At 65.5% G+C, this 19215-nt stretch carries 26 protein-coding genes; 12 read left to right on the forward strand and 14 right to left on the reverse strand.

What is annotated here, in order from left to right:
• Positions 1-5 precede the first annotated feature (5 nt).
• From AC3A4M_RS22530 to AC3A4M_RS22555, 6 genes are all read right to left on the reverse strand, one after another.
• Positions 6-419 carry a (R)-mandelonitrile lyase gene (locus AC3A4M_RS22530; RefSeq protein WP_498738817.1) on the reverse strand — a complete coding sequence of 138 codons (414 nt, stop codon included), beginning with the start codon at positions 417-419 and terminating at the stop codon, positions 6-8.
• Positions 420-491: 72 nt separating this feature from the next.
• On the reverse strand, positions 492-953 hold the full coding sequence (locus AC3A4M_RS22535) for a MerR family transcriptional regulator (RefSeq protein ID WP_498738819.1): 462 nt from the start codon (positions 951-953) through the stop codon (positions 492-494).
• A 58-nt stretch (positions 954-1011) separates the two neighbouring features.
• Complete coding sequence (locus tag AC3A4M_RS22540) at positions 1012-1245, reverse strand: hypothetical protein (protein WP_498738821.1); 234 nt, start codon at positions 1243-1245, stop codon at positions 1012-1014.
• Between the two features lie 105 nt (positions 1246-1350).
• The gene (locus AC3A4M_RS22545; RefSeq protein WP_498738824.1) at positions 1351-2421 is read right to left on the reverse strand and encodes an enoyl-CoA hydratase/isomerase family protein; all 1071 of its coding nucleotides are present in this window, start codon (positions 2419-2421) and stop codon (positions 1351-1353) included.
• Between the two features lie 14 nt (positions 2422-2435).
• The gene (locus AC3A4M_RS22550; protein ID WP_498738826.1) at positions 2436-3119 is read right to left on the reverse strand and encodes a phosphonatase-like hydrolase; all 684 of its coding nucleotides are present in this window, start codon (positions 3117-3119) and stop codon (positions 2436-2438) included.
• A gap of 9 nt (positions 3120-3128) precedes the next feature.
• Positions 3129-3887: a GntR family transcriptional regulator gene (locus AC3A4M_RS22555; protein ID WP_498738828.1), complete on the reverse strand. Its 759-nt coding sequence runs from the start codon at positions 3885-3887 to the stop codon at positions 3129-3131.
• A 165-nt stretch (positions 3888-4052) separates the two neighbouring features.
• On the opposite strand from AC3A4M_RS22555, the gene AC3A4M_RS22560 reads away from it, so the two are divergent.
• The 5 genes from AC3A4M_RS22560 (at position 4053) to AC3A4M_RS22580 (ending at position 8280) form a co-directional block, all read left to right on the forward strand.
• Positions 4053-5213: a TIGR03364 family FAD-dependent oxidoreductase gene (locus AC3A4M_RS22560; protein ID WP_498738829.1), complete on the forward strand. Its 1161-nt coding sequence runs from the start codon at positions 4053-4055 to the stop codon at positions 5211-5213.
• Between the two features lie 42 nt (positions 5214-5255).
• Positions 5256-6182, forward strand: coding sequence for a phosphate/phosphite/phosphonate ABC transporter substrate-binding protein (locus AC3A4M_RS22565; RefSeq protein WP_498738831.1), 927 nt, complete (start codon positions 5256-5258; stop codon positions 6180-6182).
• Entirely contained in the window at positions 6182-7015 is an 834-nt protein-coding gene (locus tag AC3A4M_RS22570) for a phosphonate ABC transporter ATP-binding protein (protein ID WP_498738832.1), read from the forward strand. The genes AC3A4M_RS22565 and AC3A4M_RS22570 overlap by 1 nt, the downstream gene beginning before the upstream one ends.
• Positions 7012-7869 carry a phosphonate ABC transporter, permease protein PhnE gene (gene phnE, locus AC3A4M_RS22575; RefSeq protein WP_498738833.1) on the forward strand — a complete coding sequence of 286 codons (858 nt, stop codon included), beginning with the start codon at positions 7012-7014 and terminating at the stop codon, positions 7867-7869. Before AC3A4M_RS22570 ends, phnE begins: the two co-directional genes overlap by 4 nt.
• Positions 7870-7986: 117 nt before the next feature.
• The gene (locus tag AC3A4M_RS22580; RefSeq protein WP_498738835.1) at positions 7987-8280 is read left to right on the forward strand and encodes a cupin domain-containing protein; all 294 of its coding nucleotides are present in this window, start codon (positions 7987-7989) and stop codon (positions 8278-8280) included.
• Here the strand turns inward: AC3A4M_RS22580 and AC3A4M_RS22585 are convergent.
• From AC3A4M_RS22585 to AC3A4M_RS22600, 4 genes are all read right to left on the reverse strand, one after another.
• Complete coding sequence (locus AC3A4M_RS22585) at positions 8273-8572, reverse strand: antibiotic biosynthesis monooxygenase family protein (protein ID WP_498738837.1); 300 nt, start codon at positions 8570-8572, stop codon at positions 8273-8275. The two genes, AC3A4M_RS22580 and AC3A4M_RS22585, sit on opposite strands and share 8 nt — an antisense overlap.
• Before the next feature lie 269 nt (positions 8573-8841).
• Positions 8842-9510, reverse strand: coding sequence for a DsbA family protein (locus AC3A4M_RS22590; RefSeq protein WP_498738839.1), 669 nt, complete (start codon positions 9508-9510; stop codon positions 8842-8844).
• A gap of 41 nt (positions 9511-9551) precedes the next feature.
• Positions 9552-10268: a cation efflux transmembrane domain-containing protein gene (locus AC3A4M_RS22595; protein WP_498738840.1), complete on the reverse strand. Its 717-nt coding sequence runs from the start codon at positions 10266-10268 to the stop codon at positions 9552-9554.
• On the reverse strand, positions 10268-10597 hold the full coding sequence (locus AC3A4M_RS22600) for an ArsR/SmtB family transcription factor (protein WP_498738842.1): 330 nt from the start codon (positions 10595-10597) through the stop codon (positions 10268-10270). The genes AC3A4M_RS22595 and AC3A4M_RS22600 overlap by 1 nt, the downstream gene beginning before the upstream one ends.
• Positions 10598-10715: 118 nt before the next feature.
• Here AC3A4M_RS22600 and AC3A4M_RS22605 point away from each other — a divergent pair, with 118 nt between their 5' ends.
• Positions 10716-11294 (forward strand): hypothetical protein, encoded by a 579-nt coding sequence (locus AC3A4M_RS22605; RefSeq protein WP_498738843.1) that lies wholly within the window; start codon positions 10716-10718, stop codon positions 11292-11294.
• A 146-nt stretch (positions 11295-11440) separates the two neighbouring features.
• Here AC3A4M_RS22605 and AC3A4M_RS22610 read toward each other — a convergent pair whose 3' ends face one another.
• Together AC3A4M_RS22610 and AC3A4M_RS22615 are read right to left on the reverse strand one after the other, a co-directional pair.
• Complete coding sequence (locus AC3A4M_RS22610; RefSeq protein ID WP_498738845.1) at positions 11441-12016, reverse strand: Dps family protein; 576 nt, start codon at positions 12014-12016, stop codon at positions 11441-11443.
• 189 nt (positions 12017-12205) lie between these two features.
• Positions 12206-13507 carry a cation:proton antiporter gene (locus tag AC3A4M_RS22615; protein ID WP_498738847.1) on the reverse strand — a complete coding sequence of 434 codons (1302 nt, stop codon included), beginning with the start codon at positions 13505-13507 and terminating at the stop codon, positions 12206-12208.
• A 91-nt stretch (positions 13508-13598) separates the two neighbouring features.
• Between AC3A4M_RS22615 and AC3A4M_RS22620 the strand changes: the two genes are divergently transcribed.
• From AC3A4M_RS22620 to idi, 3 genes are read left to right on the forward strand one after another with little or no spacing between them, the layout of a single operon-like run.
• The gene (locus tag AC3A4M_RS22620) at positions 13599-13760 is read left to right on the forward strand and encodes a hypothetical protein (RefSeq protein WP_498738849.1); all 162 of its coding nucleotides are present in this window, start codon (positions 13599-13601) and stop codon (positions 13758-13760) included.
• A gap of 14 nt (positions 13761-13774) precedes the next feature.
• Positions 13775-15295: an SDR family oxidoreductase gene (locus tag AC3A4M_RS22625; RefSeq protein ID WP_498738852.1), complete on the forward strand. Its 1521-nt coding sequence runs from the start codon at positions 13775-13777 to the stop codon at positions 15293-15295.
• A gap of 26 nt (positions 15296-15321) precedes the next feature.
• The gene (idi, locus tag AC3A4M_RS22630; RefSeq protein ID WP_498738854.1) at positions 15322-15885 is read left to right on the forward strand and encodes an isopentenyl-diphosphate Delta-isomerase; all 564 of its coding nucleotides are present in this window, start codon (positions 15322-15324) and stop codon (positions 15883-15885) included.
• Here the strand turns inward: idi and AC3A4M_RS22635 are convergent.
• Positions 15837-16412: a MarR family winged helix-turn-helix transcriptional regulator gene (locus AC3A4M_RS22635; RefSeq protein ID WP_498738855.1), complete on the reverse strand. Its 576-nt coding sequence runs from the start codon at positions 16410-16412 to the stop codon at positions 15837-15839. The two genes, idi and AC3A4M_RS22635, sit on opposite strands and share 49 nt — an antisense overlap.
• A gap of 67 nt (positions 16413-16479) precedes the next feature.
• Here AC3A4M_RS22635 and AC3A4M_RS22640 point away from each other — a divergent pair, with 67 nt between their 5' ends.
• Positions 16480-17040 carry a DUF6328 family protein gene (locus AC3A4M_RS22640; protein ID WP_498738857.1) on the forward strand — a complete coding sequence of 187 codons (561 nt, stop codon included), beginning with the start codon at positions 16480-16482 and terminating at the stop codon, positions 17038-17040.
• A 92-nt stretch (positions 17041-17132) separates the two neighbouring features.
• Here the strand turns inward: AC3A4M_RS22640 and AC3A4M_RS22645 are convergent, their stop codons facing one another.
• Positions 17133-17408, reverse strand: coding sequence for a hypothetical protein (locus AC3A4M_RS22645; protein ID WP_498738860.1), 276 nt, complete (start codon positions 17406-17408; stop codon positions 17133-17135).
• Between the two features lie 88 nt (positions 17409-17496).
• Between AC3A4M_RS22645 and AC3A4M_RS22650 the strand changes: the two genes are divergently transcribed.
• On the forward strand, positions 17497-17799 hold the full coding sequence (locus AC3A4M_RS22650) for a hypothetical protein (RefSeq protein ID WP_498738863.1): 303 nt from the start codon (positions 17497-17499) through the stop codon (positions 17797-17799).
• A 238-nt stretch (positions 17800-18037) separates the two neighbouring features.
• Positions 18038-19215: DUF222 domain-containing protein (locus AC3A4M_RS22655; protein ID WP_498738864.1), on the forward strand; the 1178-nt coding region annotated here is incomplete at its 3' end.

Here is a 19215-nt window from a genome sequence, read left to right on the forward strand (position 1 = left end):
GCTGGTCAGTTGGTCGTTGTGGTGGGCCGGTCGTACTCCTGGTCGGTGACGTGTTCGCCCCACGTCGCGACCTGGCCCTGGTCGTCGGCTTCCTGGATGGCGACGTGGGCCATGAAGCGGTCCGCGCTGGCGCCGTGCCAGTGCTCCTCACCGGGCTCGATGTAGACGACGTCACCGGGTCGGATCTCCTGCACCGGCCCGCCGCGGCTGGCAACGTAGCCGATGCCGTCCGTGACGTACAGCGTCTGACCTTTGGGGTGGGTGTGCCAGGCCGTGCGGGCGCCAGGCGTGAAGCGGACGTGCGCGCAACCGACCGCTGATTGCTCGTCGGGGTTGCGTACGCCGTCGATATAGACGGTGCCGGTGAACCATGATCCCGGGCCACTGGCCGTCTGGCCGCCACTGCGAGTGAACTTCATGTCAGTTCCTTCCTGTCTTTGGGCACGCCGGACTGGCGGACCATTGGGTCCGCGAATTGATGGGCGTGTTGTCTACTGTTTCCTGGTTTTCTTGAGGTCTTCGGCCAGCGTGCGGGCCTCGTCCGAGAGTCTTTCGGCCTTGGCGCCGTCACCGGCGTGGACAGCCTCCCAGTAGTCGATTTTCAGCGCAACGTACCGTTTGCGCAGGGCGATGGACCTCGCTTCGTCCTCCAACTGCTCCTGCTGCGCTTTCAACAACGCGATCTGCTCCGGGGCAGCAGCCGGTCCGAGGTCTCCGTTCGCGAGGTAGCGGCGCATGTCGGCGACCGACATGCCCGTCGCGCTGAGGCAGGACACCCAGGTTAAAAGGTCCAGGTCTTCGTCCGTGTAGACGCGGTGCTTGCTGCTCGCGCCGCGACGGATCGGGGTGATGACACCGATGGATTCGTAGTAGCGCAGCGTGCTGGCCGGCAGCCCAGTCAGCGCCGCTGCCTCCTTGATCGAGTAGGTGTGCCGGATGATTGGTGCGCTCACAACATCAACGATAGGAACTTCAAGTACTTGAAGACAAGTGGCCGCGACCGCGACCCGCTTACTCCAGCGTGGTGAAGTACCACTGGCCGTTCGATTCGGTGCAGTCCCGGAGAAGCGTGGTGCCTTCTTCGTTGAGCACGGTCCACTGCTTCCATTTGCAGTGGACGTAGGTGGGCTCCCAATACACGTAGTTCATGCCGGCCGCATTGGCCGCGGTAACACCCAGGGCGGCGAGGCCGGTGGTTACGGTCGCAACAGCGATTGCACGTTTCAGTAGGGTCCGAGTGGACAAGGGTACTCCATTCCTCATCGGCAGCGGGCTGAGTCCCAACCGCCTCCCCATACTAGATCACGTTTTGATAACGACGGCGAGCGCCCTGCTCCCGCTGCCCGCTGATTATGCCTTCGTCCGGCCGGCCGGCAGCTGCGCAGAACCGAGTCCGAGTTCGTCTTCGCCGAGGTCGGCGAAGTAGGACTCCACCGTTTCGCGGTCCACCTCGGCCAAGCTGGCGGGCTTCCACTTCGGGTTGCGGTCCTTGTCAATGACCTGCGCGCGGACCCCCTCGGCAAAGTCGGGCGCTGCGAGCAGGCGGATGCCCAGGCGGTAGTCCTGGTCCAGCACTTCCTCAAGCGTGTCCATCCCGCGGGCCCGGCGCAACGCTTCGAGTGTGAGTTTCACGGAGGTCGGCGATTTGGCGGCGAGCTCCGCGGCTGCCTCCCGGGCGTTGGGTTCGCCGGATTCCTGCAGCGCGGTGAGGATCTCTTCGGCGTCGTCGTACGCATAGCAGGCGTCAATCCAGAGCCGTTCCTTTTCAAGGCCCGACGGCGGCACCTCCTTGTGCGCGAACCTCGCGATAGCTTCTTCCGCGGGGGTGTCGGCGAGCGCCGCAGCCAGCTCCGGCAGGTCGGCGCTGTCGACGTAGTAGTCGGCCAGGCCCAGCAGAATCGCGTCCGCCCCGTTACCGGTCCCGGCGGTGAGACCCAGGTGGGTGCCCAGCTCCCCCGGTGCCCTCGAATACAGGAAGCAGCCCCCGACGTCGGGAATGAAACCGATGCGCGTTTCCGGCATGCCGACCGTGGTCCGCTCTGTCACCACGCGGTGCGAGGCGTGGGCGGAGAGGCCGATGCCGCCGCCGAGCACCACACCGTCCATGAGCGCGACGATCGGCTTAGGGTAGCGCGAGATCAGCGAGTTCATCCGGTACTCGTCTTCCCAGAACACTTCCTTCTCCGCGCCGGCCTGGATGTGGCGGTAGATCGCGACGATGTCGCCGCCGGCGCACAGCCCGCGCTCACCCGCGCCCGAGAGCAGGACGGTTTCGACGCCGTCGTCCGTTGCCCACTCCTGGAGCGCGGCCGTGATCGCGGTGATCATCGAGTCATTGAGCGCATTGATGGCCTTGGGCCGGTTCAGGATGATGTGCCCGAGGCGGCCGGCACGCTGCAGCAGAATCTCATTGGTGTCCATCAACCACAGCCTAGCTATGCTGGCTGCATTTCGGCGAGCGCCGGGACATCTTTCACCCCGTCAAGGATGTAGCTGTGCGGGTTCCGCGCCATCTCGTCGCGCCCCAGCTTTCCGGTGAGCACGCCCACGGCGACCACCCCGGCGTTGACCCCGGCGAGCAGGTCCACCGCGGTGTCGCCGGCGGAGAGGACCTTGCGCACGTCATGGACGCCGGTGCGCTCCATGGCGCGGTGGATCAGGTAGGGTGCGGGGCGGCCGGCGGCCACCTGATCCGAAGTAACGACGGCGTCCAGCAGCTCGTCGTCGCCGATGCCCCAGCCGAGTCCCTGCAGCAGCGGGCCGGCGACGTCGGCGGAAAATCCGGTTGTCAGGGCCACCTTGATGCCGCGGGATTTGAGCTCTCGAAGGGCATCTTCCACACCGGGAAGTGCCACCGGCGGGTTGGCGTCATAGGCGGCGGCGAGGATCTCGCGGAAGCGGTCGAAGGTCCGCGCCACCAGTTCCGGGGTCGCGACGCCGCCGCCAAGCTCGATGAGCGCAGCGATGGCTTCGGTCTTATCCACCCCCATCCATTCCTGCAGGTGCGCCGGCGATACTTCGACACCCGTTTCGCGGACGCTGTCTCCCAGCGCGGTGTAGACGTCTCCGTGCTCGTCGACCGTTGTTCCGGCCATGTCGAATACTGCGAGTTCAATCATTTCGGCTCCTTAGGCAGAGGTGGCGATCCGCACCAGGGTGGCGCGGTGTTCACTGGTGTTTTCGATGGTGAAGTTGGTCAGGGCGGGCAGGTAGCGGTCCTCCGAATACTCAATCCGGCGGCCGTCCGCCGACGAGGTCAGCCGGCGTTCGCGCAGCAGGGGCGTGCCCTCAGCAACCTGAAGCATGCCGGCATCCTCGGGGCCGGCGGCGACGGCGTCGATGGTGCGGCGCGCGCGGCTGAGGTCAACGCCTTGGCTCCGCAGGTAGTTGAAGATGGAGCCGCTGTCGGCGTCGAAATCGAAGAGCAGCCGGCCGACGTCGAGCACGAAACTGGTGCGCTCGACCATCGCGGGTGTGTCGTCCAGCAGACGCAGCCGGAGCACTTCGACCACGGATGTTCCGGCTGCCAGGTCCAGCTGATCGGCCGCCTGGGGGCCGGCTGGCCGGCGGGCAATCTCATACGTCCGCTGCCCCGGAGTCATGCCAATGGAATACGCCCACTCCGTAAAGGACATGAAAGTTGAAAACGACTGCGACTGCACGGCGCCGCGCACCATGGGCGGACGGCCGCGTCCACCCGTCACCACGCCCTCGCTGCGGAGCGTGGACAGGGCCTGGCGCACCGGTCCGCGCGATGTCCCGAATTCGCGGCAGAGCTCGGCCTCACTGGGAAGCTGGGACCCTTCCGGCCACACACCGGTGGTGATGCGGTGCCGGAACTCAGCGCTCAACTGCTGGTGTTTGGGCTGGTCGGGGAGGTTATTCACAAGTTGATAATACAAGTTGGGTCGCCGCCAGCTGCGTGATTTGGTGCAGAGAATGGTGAACTTCTCGTGAACAGAACCGCCCGAAAAGAAAGCCTTGGTGAACTTGTCCATACAAGTGCCGTTCGGGCTTGATCGCCCGGTCCCGGTGCCGCCAGTATCGAAAGCGTGAACACCGGAACCCCTCTCCAACCAGCCTCCACCGACGTCCTGATCGTCGGTGCCGGCATTATCGGCCTGGCCCACGCGGCCCTGGCCGCCGACCGTGGACTCACGGTCACCGTCATCGACCGGGACGACCGCGCAGTCGGCGCGTCCGTCCGCAACTTCGGCCACTGCTGCATTACGGCGCAGTCGGGCGAACTATACGAACTGGCCCAAACCGGGCGTAAGCACTGGCTCGATTTTGCCGCTCGGGTCGGTTTCTGGGCAGCGGAATCCGGCGCCGTCGTCGTTGCTCGCACGGCGACCGAACTGGCAGTCCTGCAGGAACTATCCGGCCTGCGCGAGCCTGGACAAATTCTCATGCTGGACGCCGAAGACGTCCGGGGCCGGCTCCGCACCGATGGCGCTGCCATCGAATCGATTCTTGGCGGCGCCTGGCTCCGGGACGATCTGCGGGTGGACCCGCGGACTACTGTCGCCGAACTGGCCGGCTGGCTGTCGCAGCAACCAAACGTCACGGTCCTGTGGAACACCTCCGCCGCCGGCTTCGGGGCCGGGGCAACAAGGACTGCGGCGGTCCGGACCAACCGCGGCGTCTTTGAGGCGGACCGGATGTTCGTCTGTGTAGGACACGATGTGGACTATTTGTTCCCGCAGGCCGCCGCCGAACACGGCATCCGACGCTGCGCCCTGCAGATGGCCCTGGCCGAACATCCCGCCGGGGTCGAACTGGAACCGGCCGTCCTCACCGCAACGTCCATGCTGCGCTATGACGCCTTCACGGAGGTCCCCTCGGCCCAGGCGCTGCGCGAGGAGATTGCCGCCGCGGCACCCGAACTGCTGGAGGTCGGCGCGAATGTCATGTTTACCCAGCGGCCGGACGGCACCCTGCTGCTTGGCGATTCACACAGCTACCACCTCACCCAGGATCCCTTCCTGACCGAGGCAACCAGCTCGCGGCTGCTTGCGGAAATCCAATCCGTCCTGGGCCTCGACGAGCTGACCGTCAAAGAGCGCTGGCAGGGAATCTATGCCTCCAGCGATACCGGCCCGCTGTTCGTCCGTGACGTTGCGCCCGGCGTCACGGCGGTCTCGGTCACCTCCGGCATCGGCATGACCGTGTCCTTCGGCCTGGCCGAACGCAACCTCGCCACGCTGTCCTAACCTCCGCCACCGCAAACTCTTCCAACCCAAAGGACTCCCCCCATGCCCTCCAAAACCAAACTCAAACCGTTTGTTTTCCTGTCCCTTGCCGCTGCCGGCCTGACGCTGACCGCCTGCGGCACCTCTTCCGATGCCGCAGAGGCGGGCACGGCCTCCGCCACCTGTCCCGGCGGCGCCATCGAGTTCGGCATCGAGCCCTTCGAAGATCCGGCCAAGCTGGAACCGGCCTACCGTGTCCTGGCCGACGCACTGGCGGAGGAACTCGATTGCCCGGTCAACGTGCAGGTGGTCGAGGACTACGCCGCCGAGGTGCTGGCCATGCGCAACGGCAAGCTGCAGCTGGGCCAGTTCGGTCCGTTGGGCTACGTCTTCGCGAGCCAGCAGGCCGGCGCCGAACCGCTGGCTTCCTTCGGTACTGCCGACGGCGAACTCAGCGGCTACACCGGCGGTATTTGGGTACCGAAGGACTCGCCGATCCAGACGGTGGAGAACCTTCGCGGCAAGGATCTGGCGCTGGGCAGCGTGGGCTCCACCTCCGGTGACGTGCTGCCCCGCTTCGCCCTGCGGGAGGCCGGCATCGAGGAAGCCGAGCTGAACATGAATTATGCCGGCGGCCATCCGGAAGCCTTGCTGGCCCTGGTCAACGGCACCGTCGACGCCGCACAAATCAACTCCCAGACGCTCGCCACCGCGGAAGCCGAAGGCACCTTCGACGAGTCCGGCTTCCGCCAGATCTGGAAGTCGGACACCATCCCCAACGACCCGATCACGGTGGCCGGCGATGCCGACCCGGCATTCAAGCAGGCGGTCAAGGACGCCCTGCTCAACCTCCCGCCCGAAGCCATCGCCGAGGTCGGCGCCTTCCTGGACGTGACGCCTCCCGGCCCCATGGTCGAGGTGTCCAAGGAGACATACCAGCCGCTCTTCGATCTGGCCAACACCATGGGACTGACGGAGGAGGACGCCTGATGAATGCCCGCATTTCCCACCCATCCGGCACAGCCTGTCTGGCTGAAATGCCGGTACCATTGGACCCCTTCGACGCACCGCTGCTGAACGTCACCCGGCTGACCAAGCAGTTTTCCGGCCGCACCGTGCTGGACGGTATCGATTTCTCCGTCCGCGCGGGCGAACTGGTTGCCTTCCTGGGCGCCAACGGTTCGGGCAAGTCAACCACGCTCAGGTGCGTGATGGGGCTGACCGAACCGGACGGCGGCAGCATCGAGTTGTCCGGTTCGGACCTGTCCGGCCTTCGTGGCCAGCACCTGCTCCGCGCCCGCCGGCACGCCGCCATGGTCTTTCAGAAGATCCACCTGGTGCCGCGGCGCTCGGCGTTGGAAAACGTTTGCGCCGGAGGACTCGCCCGCCTGTCCGCCGCCCGCTCGCTCAGCCCGGCGTTCTTCCCCAAGGGCCTGAAGGAGGAAGCCATGGCCTGCCTGGACCGTGTGGGCATGGCCGACCGCGCCCTGGACCGCGTGGGACGGCTGTCCGGCGGCCAGCAGCAGCGCGTTGCCGTGGCCCGCGCACTCTGCCAGCGAGCGCAGGTAGTTTTGGCGGACGAGCCGGTTTCCGCACTGGATCCGCATGCCGCCGAGCAAGTCATGAGCCTGCTCGGCGATCTGGCCCACCGGGAAAACCTGGCGGTCGCCGCCGTGCTGCACCAGCCCGATCTGGCGCTGCGCCACGCTGACCGGGCCATCGGCCTGCTCAAAGGCAGAATCATCTTCAACGATAGGGTCGGCAAGCTGACCTCCGACATGCAGGATCTGCTGTACTCCCCCGATCGCGGTGAGGCGGCATGAGCATCAACACCAAGAACAGGGCGAACGACGACGCCGACAGCCGCACCGTAGCGAAGCTGCCTGTCCCTGCTGATCCGGCACGTGGGTTGCGCCGCGGTGGCCTGGCTGCCGCCGTCGTCGTTCTTGTCGTGCTGCATGTCCTGGCCTTTCAAAGCACCGGCTTCCGGCCCGCGCTGCTAGTGCAGGGGTGGGAGGGCATGGCCCGCTTCATCAGCGATGCCTTCCCGCCTGACCTGAACTGGCAGGAAGTCCTGAAACCCAGCCTTGAGGCCACTCTGGTCACGCTGTGGATCGGTCTCCTGGGCACCACCATCTCCATCCCCACCGCCTTGCTGCTGGCAGTTCTGGCTGCCAACACAACTTCGCCCAACCGAGCGGTCTACCAGGCGGCGCGTTCCGTCTTGTCCTTTTTCCGTGCCGTACCGGACATCGTGTTCGCACTGATCTTCGTTACCGCCGTCGGCCTCGGCCCCTTCGCCGGCGTGCTTGCGCTGATCTGCCACAACACCGGGGTCATGGGAAAGCTGTGGGCCGAATCAATGGAGGAAATCGACCAAGGCCCGCAGGAGGCACTGCGCACAGCTGGCGCCAGCCGGCTTCAGCAAGTCGCCAACGCGACCATCCCCATGGCCACGCCCCAGTTCATCGGGCTGCTGCTCTACCGTTTCGATGTGAATGTGCGCTCATCGCTGGTGCTCGGACTCGTCGGAGCCGGCGGCATCGGACTGCTGATCAACCAGTCCATCAAGTCCTTCCAATTCGACGAGATGCTCACCCACATCATCGTGGTCCTGATCCTCATCATCGTGGTGGACCAGGTTTCCGCCTTCATCCGCCGGAGGCTAGCAGTCTGACGCGAACCGAGGAGCCGCCGCTGACGCCGCGTTTGCCGGGTATGCCTTACCGGCACCGCGGCGTTAGCGGCCTTTCCGCGTTGGCGCTGGGTAAGTTGGGAGTGCAGGCAAAATGAGATGGAGGACAGATTGGGCAACAAGGCCATCGCCACGGTCCAGATCGACAACGAGCAGTTCCGCGTCACCGAGTGGAAGTTCCCGCCCGGGACGGAGACGGGTTGGCATCGGCACGAGCTGGACTACGTCGTCGTGCCGATGACTACCGGGGAGCTGCAACTGCAGACTAACGACGGCGACTCCGTGAACCAGCTGACCGCCGGGCAGTCCTACACAAGGGCCGCGGGCAGCGAACACAACGTGGTCAACCCGGGGCCGGGCGAATTTGTCTTCGTGGAGGTCGAGGCTAAGTAGCTGTGACGACCTGCGAGTAGTGCTCCACGACGGGGAACGGCTCGTAGAAATGGTGCAGAAGTTTCTTCCACTGCTGGTACTCAGAGGATCCGCGGAAGCCCTCGGTATGGTCTTCAAGCCGGTCCCATTCGACCAGCAGCAGGTATTTGCTGCCCTGTTCCATGCACCGGGACAGTGAGAGCTTGCCAAAGCCCGGCATCGCGGAAATGATGGCGGACGCTTCCCGGAAGGCCGCTTCGAAAGCGGCTTCCTGGCCTGGACGGACCGGCAACAGCGCGTGTTCAGTAATCACAGCCCAATCATTGCAGGCGTTCCGCACGCGCGGCTCCAGCACTTTGTAGCCACCCTCAGTTTTGGGACGCTTTGGGGATTGAAAACCCCTCCAATTGAGTGTTCGGGTTTTTACAAGCCGGGCCGGTAAGACTATGTCCGTCTTGATCGCCGGGAAGATGACCTCGGGCCAACGATCAAGCTCCGGTGCCCGGCCGTATCCCCCAACCGCAGCCGGGCACCGGTACCTATTCCGGTGCAGAGAACGATCGCCGTGGTTATGCCGCCGGGCTAGTTCGCGATGGAGTCCTTCACGAGTTGTTCGAATTCTTCGAGACTGGAGGGTTCGATGAGCTCGCCGTCGAGGAAGAAGGTCGGTGTGCCGGAAACTCCGAGGGCGGTGCCGTCATTCTTGTCCTGCTCGATGCGGGCGGCGGTAGCAGGATCGGCTACGGCGTCGTCGTAAGCTGCCAGATCGAGACCGAGGTCCTCGGCGTAGCCGCGGAACGTCGCTGCCCGGGAGTCCGCGGAGTGCGACCACTCTTTCTGGGTTTCGAACATCCGGTGGTACATGTCCTCGAATTTGCCCTGCTGGGCGGCTGCTTCCACGGCAAGGGCCGCATTCATGGAGTTGGGATGGCCGGCCAGGGGGAAGTAGCGGCTGACGATGGTCAGCTCACCCTCGTATTTGCCGCGCAACTCCTCGATGAACGGGTAGGCGGCGAGGCACGATTCGCACTCGAAGTCCAGGAACTCAACCAGGACCGCCTTTTCATCCTCGGCTGCGGACAACCGGTGGCTGTCGGTCCGCACCACCTCGGAGGCTTCCATCGGGGCTGTTTGTGTAGCGGCGTCCTTGGTATTGATGAGGGCAACGATGCCAATAACCGCCACCACGGTGGCGACGATGATGCCTATGGCGATCTTGTTGGGCAGGCTGATGGTGGACTTGACTGTCACGGGGTTGTTCCTTTTAGTTGCGCGAGCTTCTCGGGTTGAGTCTAGTCGGGGCTGCAGCATGCAGGCGGGGTTGTTGCCGGCGCCTGGCTGTCGGCATCGCCGTCCACATCGAAGTGGAATCCCGGGGCGCAGCACGCGTCACCTTTCCATGCCTCCAGCCCTTCTTTCAGAGCGATTGCGGCGATGACCAAGGCTGCCACCGGATCAGCCCAGGACCAGCCAAACAAACTATTCAGCAGGAGACCCACCAGCAGCACACCGGACAGGTAGGAGCAAAGCAGGGTCTGTTTGGAATCGGCCACGGCGGAACGCGAGCCCAGTTCCCGGCCGGCGCGGCGCTGCGCCCAGGACAGCAACGGCATGATCACCAAGCTGACGGCGGCCAGTACGATGCCCACACTCGAATGGTCAGGTTCGCGTGCGCCCAACAGGGACCGGAGCGCGTCGACCGTGACGAAGGCGGCCAGCGCGAAGAACGAGAACGCAATGAAGCGCAGGGCCTTCTTCTCCCGCGCTTCCGGATCGCGGCCGGCGAACTGCCACGCTACGGCGGCGGCCGAGGAAACTTCGATGACGGAATCCAGGCCGAAGCCGATCAGCGCGCTGGATGAGGCTGCGGTGCCGGCAGCGAGCGCCACCACTGCTTCGATCACGTTGTAGGTGATGGTGGCAGCGACGAAGAACCGGATTCGCCGGGACAGCACCCGCCGTCGTTCGTTGGAAGCCACCAACAGGGAATCTGTCTTGGGGGCGGGCATCAGCAGCACCCCTCCGCTTCGCTAATCCTGCAGCAGGCCGGGTCGACAGCCAGCACCACACCCAGCAGATCCGTCAGAGCATGGCCCAGTTTCGGATCGGCCAGTTCGTAGCGTGCACGGCGGCCTTCGGGAACGGAGACCACCAGTCCACAACCGCGCAGGCACGCCAAGTGGTTCGACAGGCTCTGCCGGCTGACGCCGATCAATTCCGCCAGATCGCTCGGATAGGTAGGGGCATCCCGCAGCGCCAGCAGTATCCGTGCGCGCGTTGGGTCGGATAGGGCGAAGCCGAACCGGGACAGTACCGAAGAATGAACGAGCGTTTCCACACCTTTATAGTACATCGATCAGTGTATTGAACCGTTTGGGGGTCTTGTGCGTCTCTCAATCTGGAGGTGTTGTTGCTCAGTCTCAGGGGGCTCGGAAACGTCACCCTGGAGGATCGTTATGGGCACTTTTGCAACCGCAAACCGCCGGCTGAGCAAGCCGGCGACGGAGAGCGACATTAGGAAGTTGGTGGCTGCGCTGGTCCTTGCCGGCGTTGTCGCTTGGGCATTGTCGGTCTACCTTTCATCCATCGTGCGGACCGAGGGCGCGCTCTTCACCATCGCCCTGGTGCTGCACATCCTGTTCCTGGTGGTGGCATTCGGCGCCATCATCCTGGTGGACTGGCACGGTTTCCTCTGGCTGCTAGGCCGGCGGGAACTGAGCGAAACCATCCGGCTGGACGGGGCAGCCGGGACCTTGATCTGGGGCGGACTCGCCGGCCTGCTCGCCACAGGCGTGTTCCTGAACCCGGTGCTGACCGAACCATTGACGCAGGTGAAACTTGCCGCGGTGCTGATCGCGACGCTCAACGGAATCATGCTGATTCCGCTGATGAAGCGGCTGGTCAGGATGCCGCCGAGCACCACCTTCGCGAAGCTGCCGCTGGGCCAGCGGTTCCACATGGTCTCCTGCGCGCTGATCTCGCAGACGGCTTGGTGGACGGCAATCATTGTCGGCTTCATCAACGCCGAAGGTTAGGGCCCGCCTGGCTGTCGGGGCGGACACGCGAAAAGCCCGGCGGCCCTCCGGAAAATCCAGAGGGCCGCCGGGCCAGACTCCTGCCGTCAGTGTCCTGCGGTCAGCCTGCCGCCGTCAACGTTCCTGCGGCCAGGAGCTTCTTCGCGTTACTTGGACTTGGAGCCCTTGCTCTTCGCCGCCGCGTCCTTCTCGGTCTTGGCACCCTCGGTGGAGAGGTCGCCGCCGGCGTTCTCCAGGTGCGCGCGCATGAACCACTGGAACAGTTCAAGCTCCGCCGTCTGGCCGATCAGCATGTCCTCTGTGATGGGATCGAGCTCGCCGACCGTCTCAATGGCCTTGCGGTGATCCTCCACCACGCCGTTGTAGACGACATTCAGCGCGGCAAGATGCTCGGCGGTGCCGGCGCGGTTGATGGAGTAGTCGTCCCAGCTGCGGGCCTTGACCATGGCGCCGGGCAGGCCGTTGGGCGAAACCCCCAGGGTGGCCATGCGCTCGGCGACCGCGTCGATCATGGCGCGGACCTGCTCGATCTGCGGGTCCAGCATTTCGTGGACGCCGATGAAATCGCGGCCCACCACATTCCAGTGTGCGTGCTTGAGGGTCAGCTGCAGGTCATTCAGGGCGTGCAGCCGCATCTGCAGCGTTTCGCCCACCTTGTAGCCATCCTCGAGCGAGAGTCCCGGTACGGTAAAGCCTGCCTTCGATCGGTCCTTTGCAGCCATCAAAAACCTCCTTACTCGGTGCGCCGCGTATCGGCACGCCACTTCCTCCAACCTAGCCACACCAGCGCTGGCCGTCCACGCAATACCGCTGACTTAGCTCAGCGCGAAATTCAGCAAGCTTAGTATCTCCGTTGCCAAGGCTGCCAAGGTGGGATCGCAGCGCGAGCTGCCAGCCGCCGTCGTTGTTTGTCACACCGTGGTGTTGGGGGCTTGGTTTTCGTCACCGAACTGCCGGAGGGCTTCCTTCTTGCGCAGGGCATCCAGCCGGTTCATCAGGGGCGCCGTGGTGGCGCCGTGCAGGACGATGGACATCGCCACCACCAGCCCGACGACGGCCCAGAGCTCGCGCGCTTCGGCGTCGAACTCCCCGTGGCTGAGGGCATACCCCAGATAGTAGAGCGAGCCGATCCCGCGGATTCCGAAATAGGCGATGGCGAGGCGTTCGCGCGGTCCGGGCCTGCTGCGCAGCAGGCCCAGCCACCCGGCCAGCGGACGGATCAGCAGCAGGAACGCAAGCGCCACCAGCACCTCGATCCAGCCGATTCCCGCCAGCAGGCCGCGCGCGATTGCGCCGCCGAGGAGTACCAGGATGACGACGGTCATCAACCGTTCGAGCTGCTCCACGTAGCTATGCAGGACCTTGTGGTACCCGTGGGTGTGCTCCGCTGAACGGATGGTGACCGCGCAGACGAACACTGCGATGAAACCGTAGCCCTCCACCATCTCGGCCACGCCATAGGCGAGGAACGTGGCAGCCAGCGCAACGAAGCCCTCGGAATGGTCTGACAGCCGCAGGCTCTTGTAGCGCGCCGCGAAGAAAATCCGGCTCAGCAGCTTGCCCGTGCCGAAACCGAGCAGCACTCCGACGCCGATCCGCCACACCACGTCGACGGCGAACCACTGCGGGAACCAGGCTTCCGGAGCCGTTCCGACCAGACTCATCACGATGGCCAGATAAACAAAGGGGAAGGCCAGCCCGTCGTTGAGGCCTGCTTCCGAGGTCAGGCCGAAGCGGACCTCGTCCTCGTTGGCGTCCGTTTCGGCGTCGGCAGGCTCCCCCACCTGCACCTCGGAGGCCAGCACCGGATCCGTGGGCGCGAGTGCCGCCGCAATGAGGATGGCCCCGGCCAGCCCGAGGCCCAGCACCCAGAGTCCCAGCAGCGTCATCACCAGAATGCACAGCGGCATGACGATCCCGAGCATGCGCCACGTCGTGGACCATTCGCGCCAGCGGAACGGCCGGTCAAGGGCAAGGCCGGCACCCATGAGCGAGATGATGACGCAGATTTCGGTCAGATGCGTGGTGAACTCTGCATACTTGACCGGATCCGGGTCTGGGAGGTTCTGGAGCAGGGTGAAAGCGAGGATTCCGGCGCCGAGGAAGACCATCGGCATGGAGAGCGGCATATTGCGCAGGAGTTTGGGCAGGATCGCCGCGGCAAAGACCGCAAGGCCTGCCTCGAAGAACAGAATGCTGGGGGCTTCGAACACGGTTGGGCTTCTTTCTGCCTCGCCCGGCCAACTGTCCGGAACTAGTCAGCAAGCTTAGCGCCTCGCCTTGCCGGTCAGCCATACTGGGGAGATGACCGACACGATGACCCAGCTCCGCTACCGCCAGGAAGAACTGGTGCGCCAGCTCGCCGTCGAAAATTCCACCCAGCGGCTCGCCGAGCTAAGCGAAGAGCTGGAGTCCGTTTCCCGCGGCATCCAGGATCTGACAGCCGCCAAGGAGCTGGACGGCTGAAGGAGACGGTCCGCATGACGCAACGCGTGCTGGTCACCGGCGCCACTGGTTACATCGGCGGGCGGCTGGTGCCGCGGCTGCTCGACGCCGGGTACACGGTCCGCGTGCTGGTGCGCTCCCCCGCGAAACTCAAGGCCGTCCCATGGCACGACCAGGTGGAGATCGTCGAGGGTGACCTCCGGGATGCGGCCACCGTGGCGCGGGCATGCGACGGCGTTGAGACCTTCTTCTATCTGGTGCATTCGATGGGCTCCGGCGAGGGCTTCGAGCGCAAGGAACTCGAGATGGCCCGGACCGTGGCCGAGGCGGCTGCCCGCGCTAAGATCGGGCGGATTGTCTATCTGGGCGGACTGCACCCCGAGGGCGTGGAACTCTCGCGGCACATGCGCTCGCGCACCGCCGTCGGACGGGTGCTGCTGGAAGGCGACGTGCCCGCGGTGGTGTTGCAGGCCGGCGTCGTAATTGGTTCAGGCTCCGCGTCCTTCGAGATGATCCGCCACCTCACGGAAAACCTGCCCGTCATGCCCGCGCCGAGCTGGGTGCGGCGGAAAATCGAGCCGATCGCCATCCGCGACGTGCTGCACTACCTGGTCCATGCGCCGCAGCTGCCGGCAGGGCTGAACCGCACCTTCGACATCGGTTCACGCGAGGTGCTGACCTATGCGGGCATCATGTACGGCTACGCGCATCAGGCGGGGCTGGCGCGGCGGCGCGTCTACTCGCTGCCCATCCCGGCACCGAAGCTGGCCGGCTGGTGGGTGGCGCTGACCACACCGATCCCGCACTCGATGGCCGTGCCGCTGGTGGAATCCCTCCAGCACGACGCAGTGGCCGCCGAGCACGACATCGACAACTACATTCCAACGCCCGACGGCGGACTGACGGGCTACCGTTCGGCGGTTCAGCTGGCGCTGGGCAAGATGGCCAGCGGCGAGGTGGAGACCAGCTGGACCAACGCCTCGCAGGCCCCGCCGTCGGACCCGCTGCCCAGCGACCCCGAGTGGGCCGGGCAGACGGTCTTCGTGGACGAGCGCACGCGCAGCACCGATGTGGCACCGGAGCACGTATGGCAGGTGATCGAAGGCATCGGCGGGGCCAACGGCTGGTACTCCTGGCCGGCTGCCTGGGCGATCCGCGGCGTCTTGGACAAGCTGGTGGGCGGCGCCGGGCACAACCGCGGGCGGCGGCATGCCGACCGGCTGGTTGTGGGCGATGCAGTGGACTGGTGGCGGGTGGAAGCCATCGAGGAATCGCCCGCAGGCAAGGTGCTGCGGCTGCGCGCCGAGATGCGGGTGCCGGGCGAGGCCTGGCTGGAACTCTCGGCGCTGGCAGAGCGTTCGGATGACGGTGCTGGCGCCGGCACCGGCACCGGCACCACCTACCGCCAGCGCGCCATCTATTTCCCGCGCGGCCTGTCCGGCAAGCTCTACTGGTGGCTGGTGCTCCCGTTCCACGGGCTCATCTTTCCGTCCATGGCACGCAACATCATTCAGCGGGCGGCGGCATATCGGAGCAGCACGCCCATCTCTGGATGACTGGGAAAGATGGGAAGATGGCCCGTATGAGCAATCTTCCGTCCCGCGAGTCCACTGTGGAACAGGTTGTCCTGGTTGACGACGACGGCGCCGCCATCGGCGTGGCCGACAAGTCCGAAGTGCACACGGCGGCCACCCCGCTGCATCTCGCCTTCTCCTGCCACCTCTTTAACCCGGACGGCCAGATCCTGGTCACCCGGCGGGCCTTGACCAAGCTGACCTGGCCTGGTGTGTGGACCAACTCGTTCTGCGGCCACCCGGCGCCGGGCGAGACCACGGAAGAAGCGGTGATCCGGCGCGCGCCCCAGGAACTCGGCGTCGCCGTCACCGGGCTGAAGCCGGTGCTGCCCGACTTCCGCTATCGGGCGCTGGACGCTTCCGGCGTGGTGGAGAACGAAATCTGCCCGGTCTACACAGCCCTGCTGGAAACCGATCCGCAGCCGACGCCGGACGAGGTGTGCGAGTGGCGCTGGACGGATCCGGCCGCCCTGGTCCGCGCCGTGGACGCCGCGCCGTGGGCCTTCAGCCCGTGGCTGGTGCTTCAGCTGCCGTTGCTGACCGCGGCCGAGCCCGAACTGCTCGCTTCCTGACGCACGGCTTTCTCCCGCGCCCGGAACAGACCGTCGCGCAGCTCCCCCATGAAAGTGGACAGCAGCTCGATCTCCTCGGGTGAATGCCGCGAGACCACCTGGATCAGTTCTTCAACCATCGGCGAGAAGATTTCAGCCCCCGCGGTCCGGGCGCTGTCCGTGATTTCCAGCTGCACCTGCCTGCGGTCGGTTCCGCTGCGTTCGCGGACCATATGCCCCGCCTTGCCCAGCCGGTCCACGAGCGCCGTGGTCGCCGCCGAACTGAGCGACAGCTGAGTGCTGAGGATGCCGGGAGTGACCGTGCGGCCCTCCCGCTGCGCCTCGAGCACCGCCGATAACGCCATCAGATCCGTCCGGTGCATGCCGTAACGCCGCCCCATCGCATCAATATAGCGGTCCGTCTCCGTGGTGAAGCTCTGCAGCAGCAGCATCAGTTCCCGCCCCGGGTAGTCGGTGCCGGGCGGCACCTGCCCGGCCTCAGCCCGGGCAACAGGCGTGGACGAACCCTCGGAATCAGAACTTGGCATAACGCCAATGGTAATCCTCGCTGGAACTTAGCCTCCCGCCGTCGTACTTTGGCGGTAAGTTTGAGAGATGGCTACGGACGATCAGGTGTACGAAGATTCGGTGGGCCGGCGCGAGACGTTCGAGGAGAAACTCGACCGCAACTGGAACGATCTGCTGCAGGAATTGCGCGTCATGCAGACCGGCGCGCAGATCATCACCGCGTTCCTCATGACCCTGCCGTTCCAGGCCCGGTTCGAGGACCTGGCGCCGTACCAAGTTGGCCTGTACGTCGCGCTGCTGACGTTTACCGGCCTGCTGACCTGCCTGATCCTCACGCCCGTGGCCATCCACCGCAAGCTTTTTGGCCTGCATGTGAAGGATTCCACCGTGGCGCACGGGCACCGCATCGTGAAAATGGCCGTGCTCGGCATCGGGCTGATGGCCACCGGCTGCGTCGCCTTCATTCTCGACGTCGTGGCGGGCGACCAGGTGGCCATTTATGTGGGCGGCGGCGTCCTGCTGGTCATGCTCGCGCTGCTGTGGGTGATCCCGGCCTTGCTCAAACGCGCGGTGAACCCCGACGAGGCGAAGCACCAGTACGGCGACAAGAACAACGACGCCGGTATGAACAGCGACGCCGTCGAGTAACCTTTGCGTCCGGGCTGGCTGGCTCTACCAACCCCTATGCCTGGGCTGGCTGGCTCTACTGTCGGCCGGCTGCCGCTCGTTCGCAGCGCCCGCTAGCCCTGTTCTCCGCTTGGGCCAGCTTCCTGCTCGCCGCCGGGCTCGGACCCCCGCTCCCGGTCCGGCTCCAGGATCAGGACTATCGCCTCATGCGACACGGCAACCGTTTCCGGGATCCCGTCCAGGTGGATATCCACAACATCCCTGGTCCGGCGGACAATGAAGCCGGACAGCGTGCCGGCGTGGACGTCGTGGTTGAAGCCGACGATACTCACGGCGCGGCCGAGGTCGGTGAGCCTTAGATCTGCGGCCAGGCGTCTGACGGTGCCCATATCGGGTCCTTTGGAAAGTTTCCGTTAGATAGGGGCAGTCTATGCTCCAGATAGGCTAGAGGGCATCGCCCCAGACTAAGGAGATTCCATGAGTTCCCTGCTGACCCCGCTGGTCACGAGCGCCGGATTGATCGGCGGCTTCCAAACCGCCCGCGCCACGAAGAACCGCCCGCTCGGCGGCGCCGTGCTCGCCGCCGCCGGTGCGGCCGCATTCGCCTTGTGGAAGCGCGACGTCGGCACCGGCACCGCCGCTGCTTTGACCGGCGTCTACCTGGCTGCGTTCGGCGCCTCCCACCCGCTGGCGAAGAAGATGGGCGCGTGGCCTGCTGTCTACACAGTCACCGCCGGTACCGCAGTGGCCTCGCTGGTGTTCGGCCGCCGCCGGGCCTGACCGAAGTGGGGCGCGCGTTCCCGAGGAACCTTTCGCCCGCGTGCCCCTTGAGCATCCTCCGACCCCGCACTTAACTCTGTAACCGAACCACCCCGCACCACTCATTGAGCGCACCACCGAAGCCGCGGGCGCATGTCCCCTTGGGCGCGCCACCGAAGCCGCCCGCGTGCCGGCCACTTGTCCTCCACATTGGGGCTTTTTCCGTGCTATTCGAAGACGTGTTCTATAGCGTGGAGGTATGGCAATCGCACCGGTCGAAGCGCATCAGGAGCCCGCGGGCTTCCTCGCTTCCGTGCAGGCCGCCCTCCAGGAATTCTCTGCCATGTTCCGGCAGGAATGCCTCCTGCAATCCCCCAAGGAACTCGCCGCCACCGTCGCCGGCATCGAAGAGATCTCCAAATCCGTCGAGCAACTCCAGGTCATCGGCGCCCACGCCGTCGAACAGCAGAACATCGCCCAGACAGGGGAAACAGACCAGCGCATCCCCTGGGCCGACCCGGTCCAGGGAACCGGCCCGGACGGCACACCGAAAAAGCCCGAATACAAGGACGCCGCCGAATACCTCCGCCAGAAACTCAAGATCAGCCGTAGCGAAGCCAAACGCCGGCTCCGCGTCGGCTCCAGCACCATGCCCTCGACCCTGATCACCGGAGAACAGGCACCACCGAAACTCGAACGCCTCGGCGCCGCACTGACCTCGTCACAGATCAGCGGCCAGGCCGCGACCCTCATCCGCGACGCCCTCGAACGCGTCCGCCCCACCGCACCGCCCGCGGGCTTGGCCGCGATGGAAAACCAGCTGACCCAGCAGGCCACCGAATCCGACATCGACGGCCTGCGCGAAATCATCAAACGCTGGGAAGCAGTCCTGGATCCCGACGGACTCGAACCCACCGACGAACTCCTCCGCGCCAAACAAGGCGTGTTCTACCGCGGCAAACGCCAGGGCCTCCACCGCCTGGACATCGCCGCCACCCCGGAACAATACGAATACCTCGTCACCGTCATGAACGCCGCGACCAACCCGCGTATCAAAACCACCTTCGCCCCCGACGACGGCACAACCGCAGACCCCGCAACAGCCGGCAACACGCAGGCTCCCGCCGACACCGCCGACACGGCGGAGGCGGCGGCGGGGACCGGGCCGGGGGCGGGGGCGGATCCGGAATGGCAAGGACCCACCCGGCCGCAGAAACTGCTGCAAGGCCTCGTCGGCGCCTGCCAGATCGCCCTGTCCACGGACAAGCTCCCCTCCAGCGGCGGCCACCGCCCCCAAATCATGATCACCATCGACTACCAGGACCTGGAAAACCAGATCGGCGCCTCCGCCGACGCGGTATTCGGCGGACTGATCAGCCCCAAAACCGTCCGCAAAATCGCCTGCGACGCCGACCTCATCCCCCTCGTCCTCGGCGG

The sequence above is a fragment of the Arthrobacter sp. Soil_C_60 genome, assembly GCF_057656375.1.

Bases quoted from the DNA above. Each gene is read 5' to 3' on its own strand.
- AC3A4M_RS22545 (WP_498738824.1), bottom strand. From the start codon at position 2,421: ATGGACACCAATGAGATTCTGCTGCAGCGTGCCGGCCGCCTCGGGCAC.
- AC3A4M_RS22605 (WP_498738843.1), top strand. From the start codon at position 10,716: ATGGGCACTTTTGCAACCGCAAACCGCCGGCTGAGCAAGCCGGCGACG.
- AC3A4M_RS22625 (WP_498738852.1), top strand. From the start codon at position 13,775: ATGACGCAACGCGTGCTGGTCACCGGCGCCACTGGTTACATCGGCGGG.
- AC3A4M_RS22620 (WP_498738849.1), top strand. From the start codon at position 13,599: ATGACCGACACGATGACCCAGCTCCGCTACCGCCAGGAAGAACTGGTG.
- AC3A4M_RS22530 (WP_498738817.1), bottom strand. From the start codon at position 419: ATGAAGTTCACTCGCAGTGGCGGCCAGACGGCCAGTGGCCCGGGATCA.
- idi (WP_498738854.1), top strand. From the start codon at position 15,322: ATGAGCAATCTTCCGTCCCGCGAGTCCACTGTGGAACAGGTTGTCCTG.
- AC3A4M_RS22565 (WP_498738831.1), top strand. From the start codon at position 5,256: ATGCCCTCCAAAACCAAACTCAAACCGTTTGTTTTCCTGTCCCTTGCC.
- AC3A4M_RS22570 (WP_498738832.1), top strand. From the start codon at position 6,182: ATGAATGCCCGCATTTCCCACCCATCCGGCACAGCCTGTCTGGCTGAA.
- AC3A4M_RS22650 (WP_498738863.1), top strand. From the start codon at position 17,497: ATGAGTTCCCTGCTGACCCCGCTGGTCACGAGCGCCGGATTGATCGGC.
- AC3A4M_RS22645 (WP_498738860.1), bottom strand. From the start codon at position 17,408: ATGGGCACCGTCAGACGCCTGGCCGCAGATCTAAGGCTCACCGACCTC.
- AC3A4M_RS22635 (WP_498738855.1), bottom strand. From the start codon at position 16,412: ATGCCAAGTTCTGATTCCGAGGGTTCGTCCACGCCTGTTGCCCGGGCT.
- AC3A4M_RS22550 (WP_498738826.1), bottom strand. From the start codon at position 3,119: ATGATTGAACTCGCAGTATTCGACATGGCCGGAACAACGGTCGACGAG.
- AC3A4M_RS22595 (WP_498738840.1), bottom strand. From the start codon at position 10,268: ATGCCCGCCCCCAAGACAGATTCCCTGTTGGTGGCTTCCAACGAACGA.
- AC3A4M_RS22640 (WP_498738857.1), top strand. From the start codon at position 16,480: ATGGCTACGGACGATCAGGTGTACGAAGATTCGGTGGGCCGGCGCGAG.
- phnE (WP_498738833.1), top strand. From the start codon at position 7,012: ATGAGCATCAACACCAAGAACAGGGCGAACGACGACGCCGACAGCCGC.
- AC3A4M_RS22580 (WP_498738835.1), top strand. From the start codon at position 7,987: ATGGAGGACAGATTGGGCAACAAGGCCATCGCCACGGTCCAGATCGAC.
- AC3A4M_RS22610 (WP_498738845.1), bottom strand. From the start codon at position 12,016: ATGGCTGCAAAGGACCGATCGAAGGCAGGCTTTACCGTACCGGGACTC.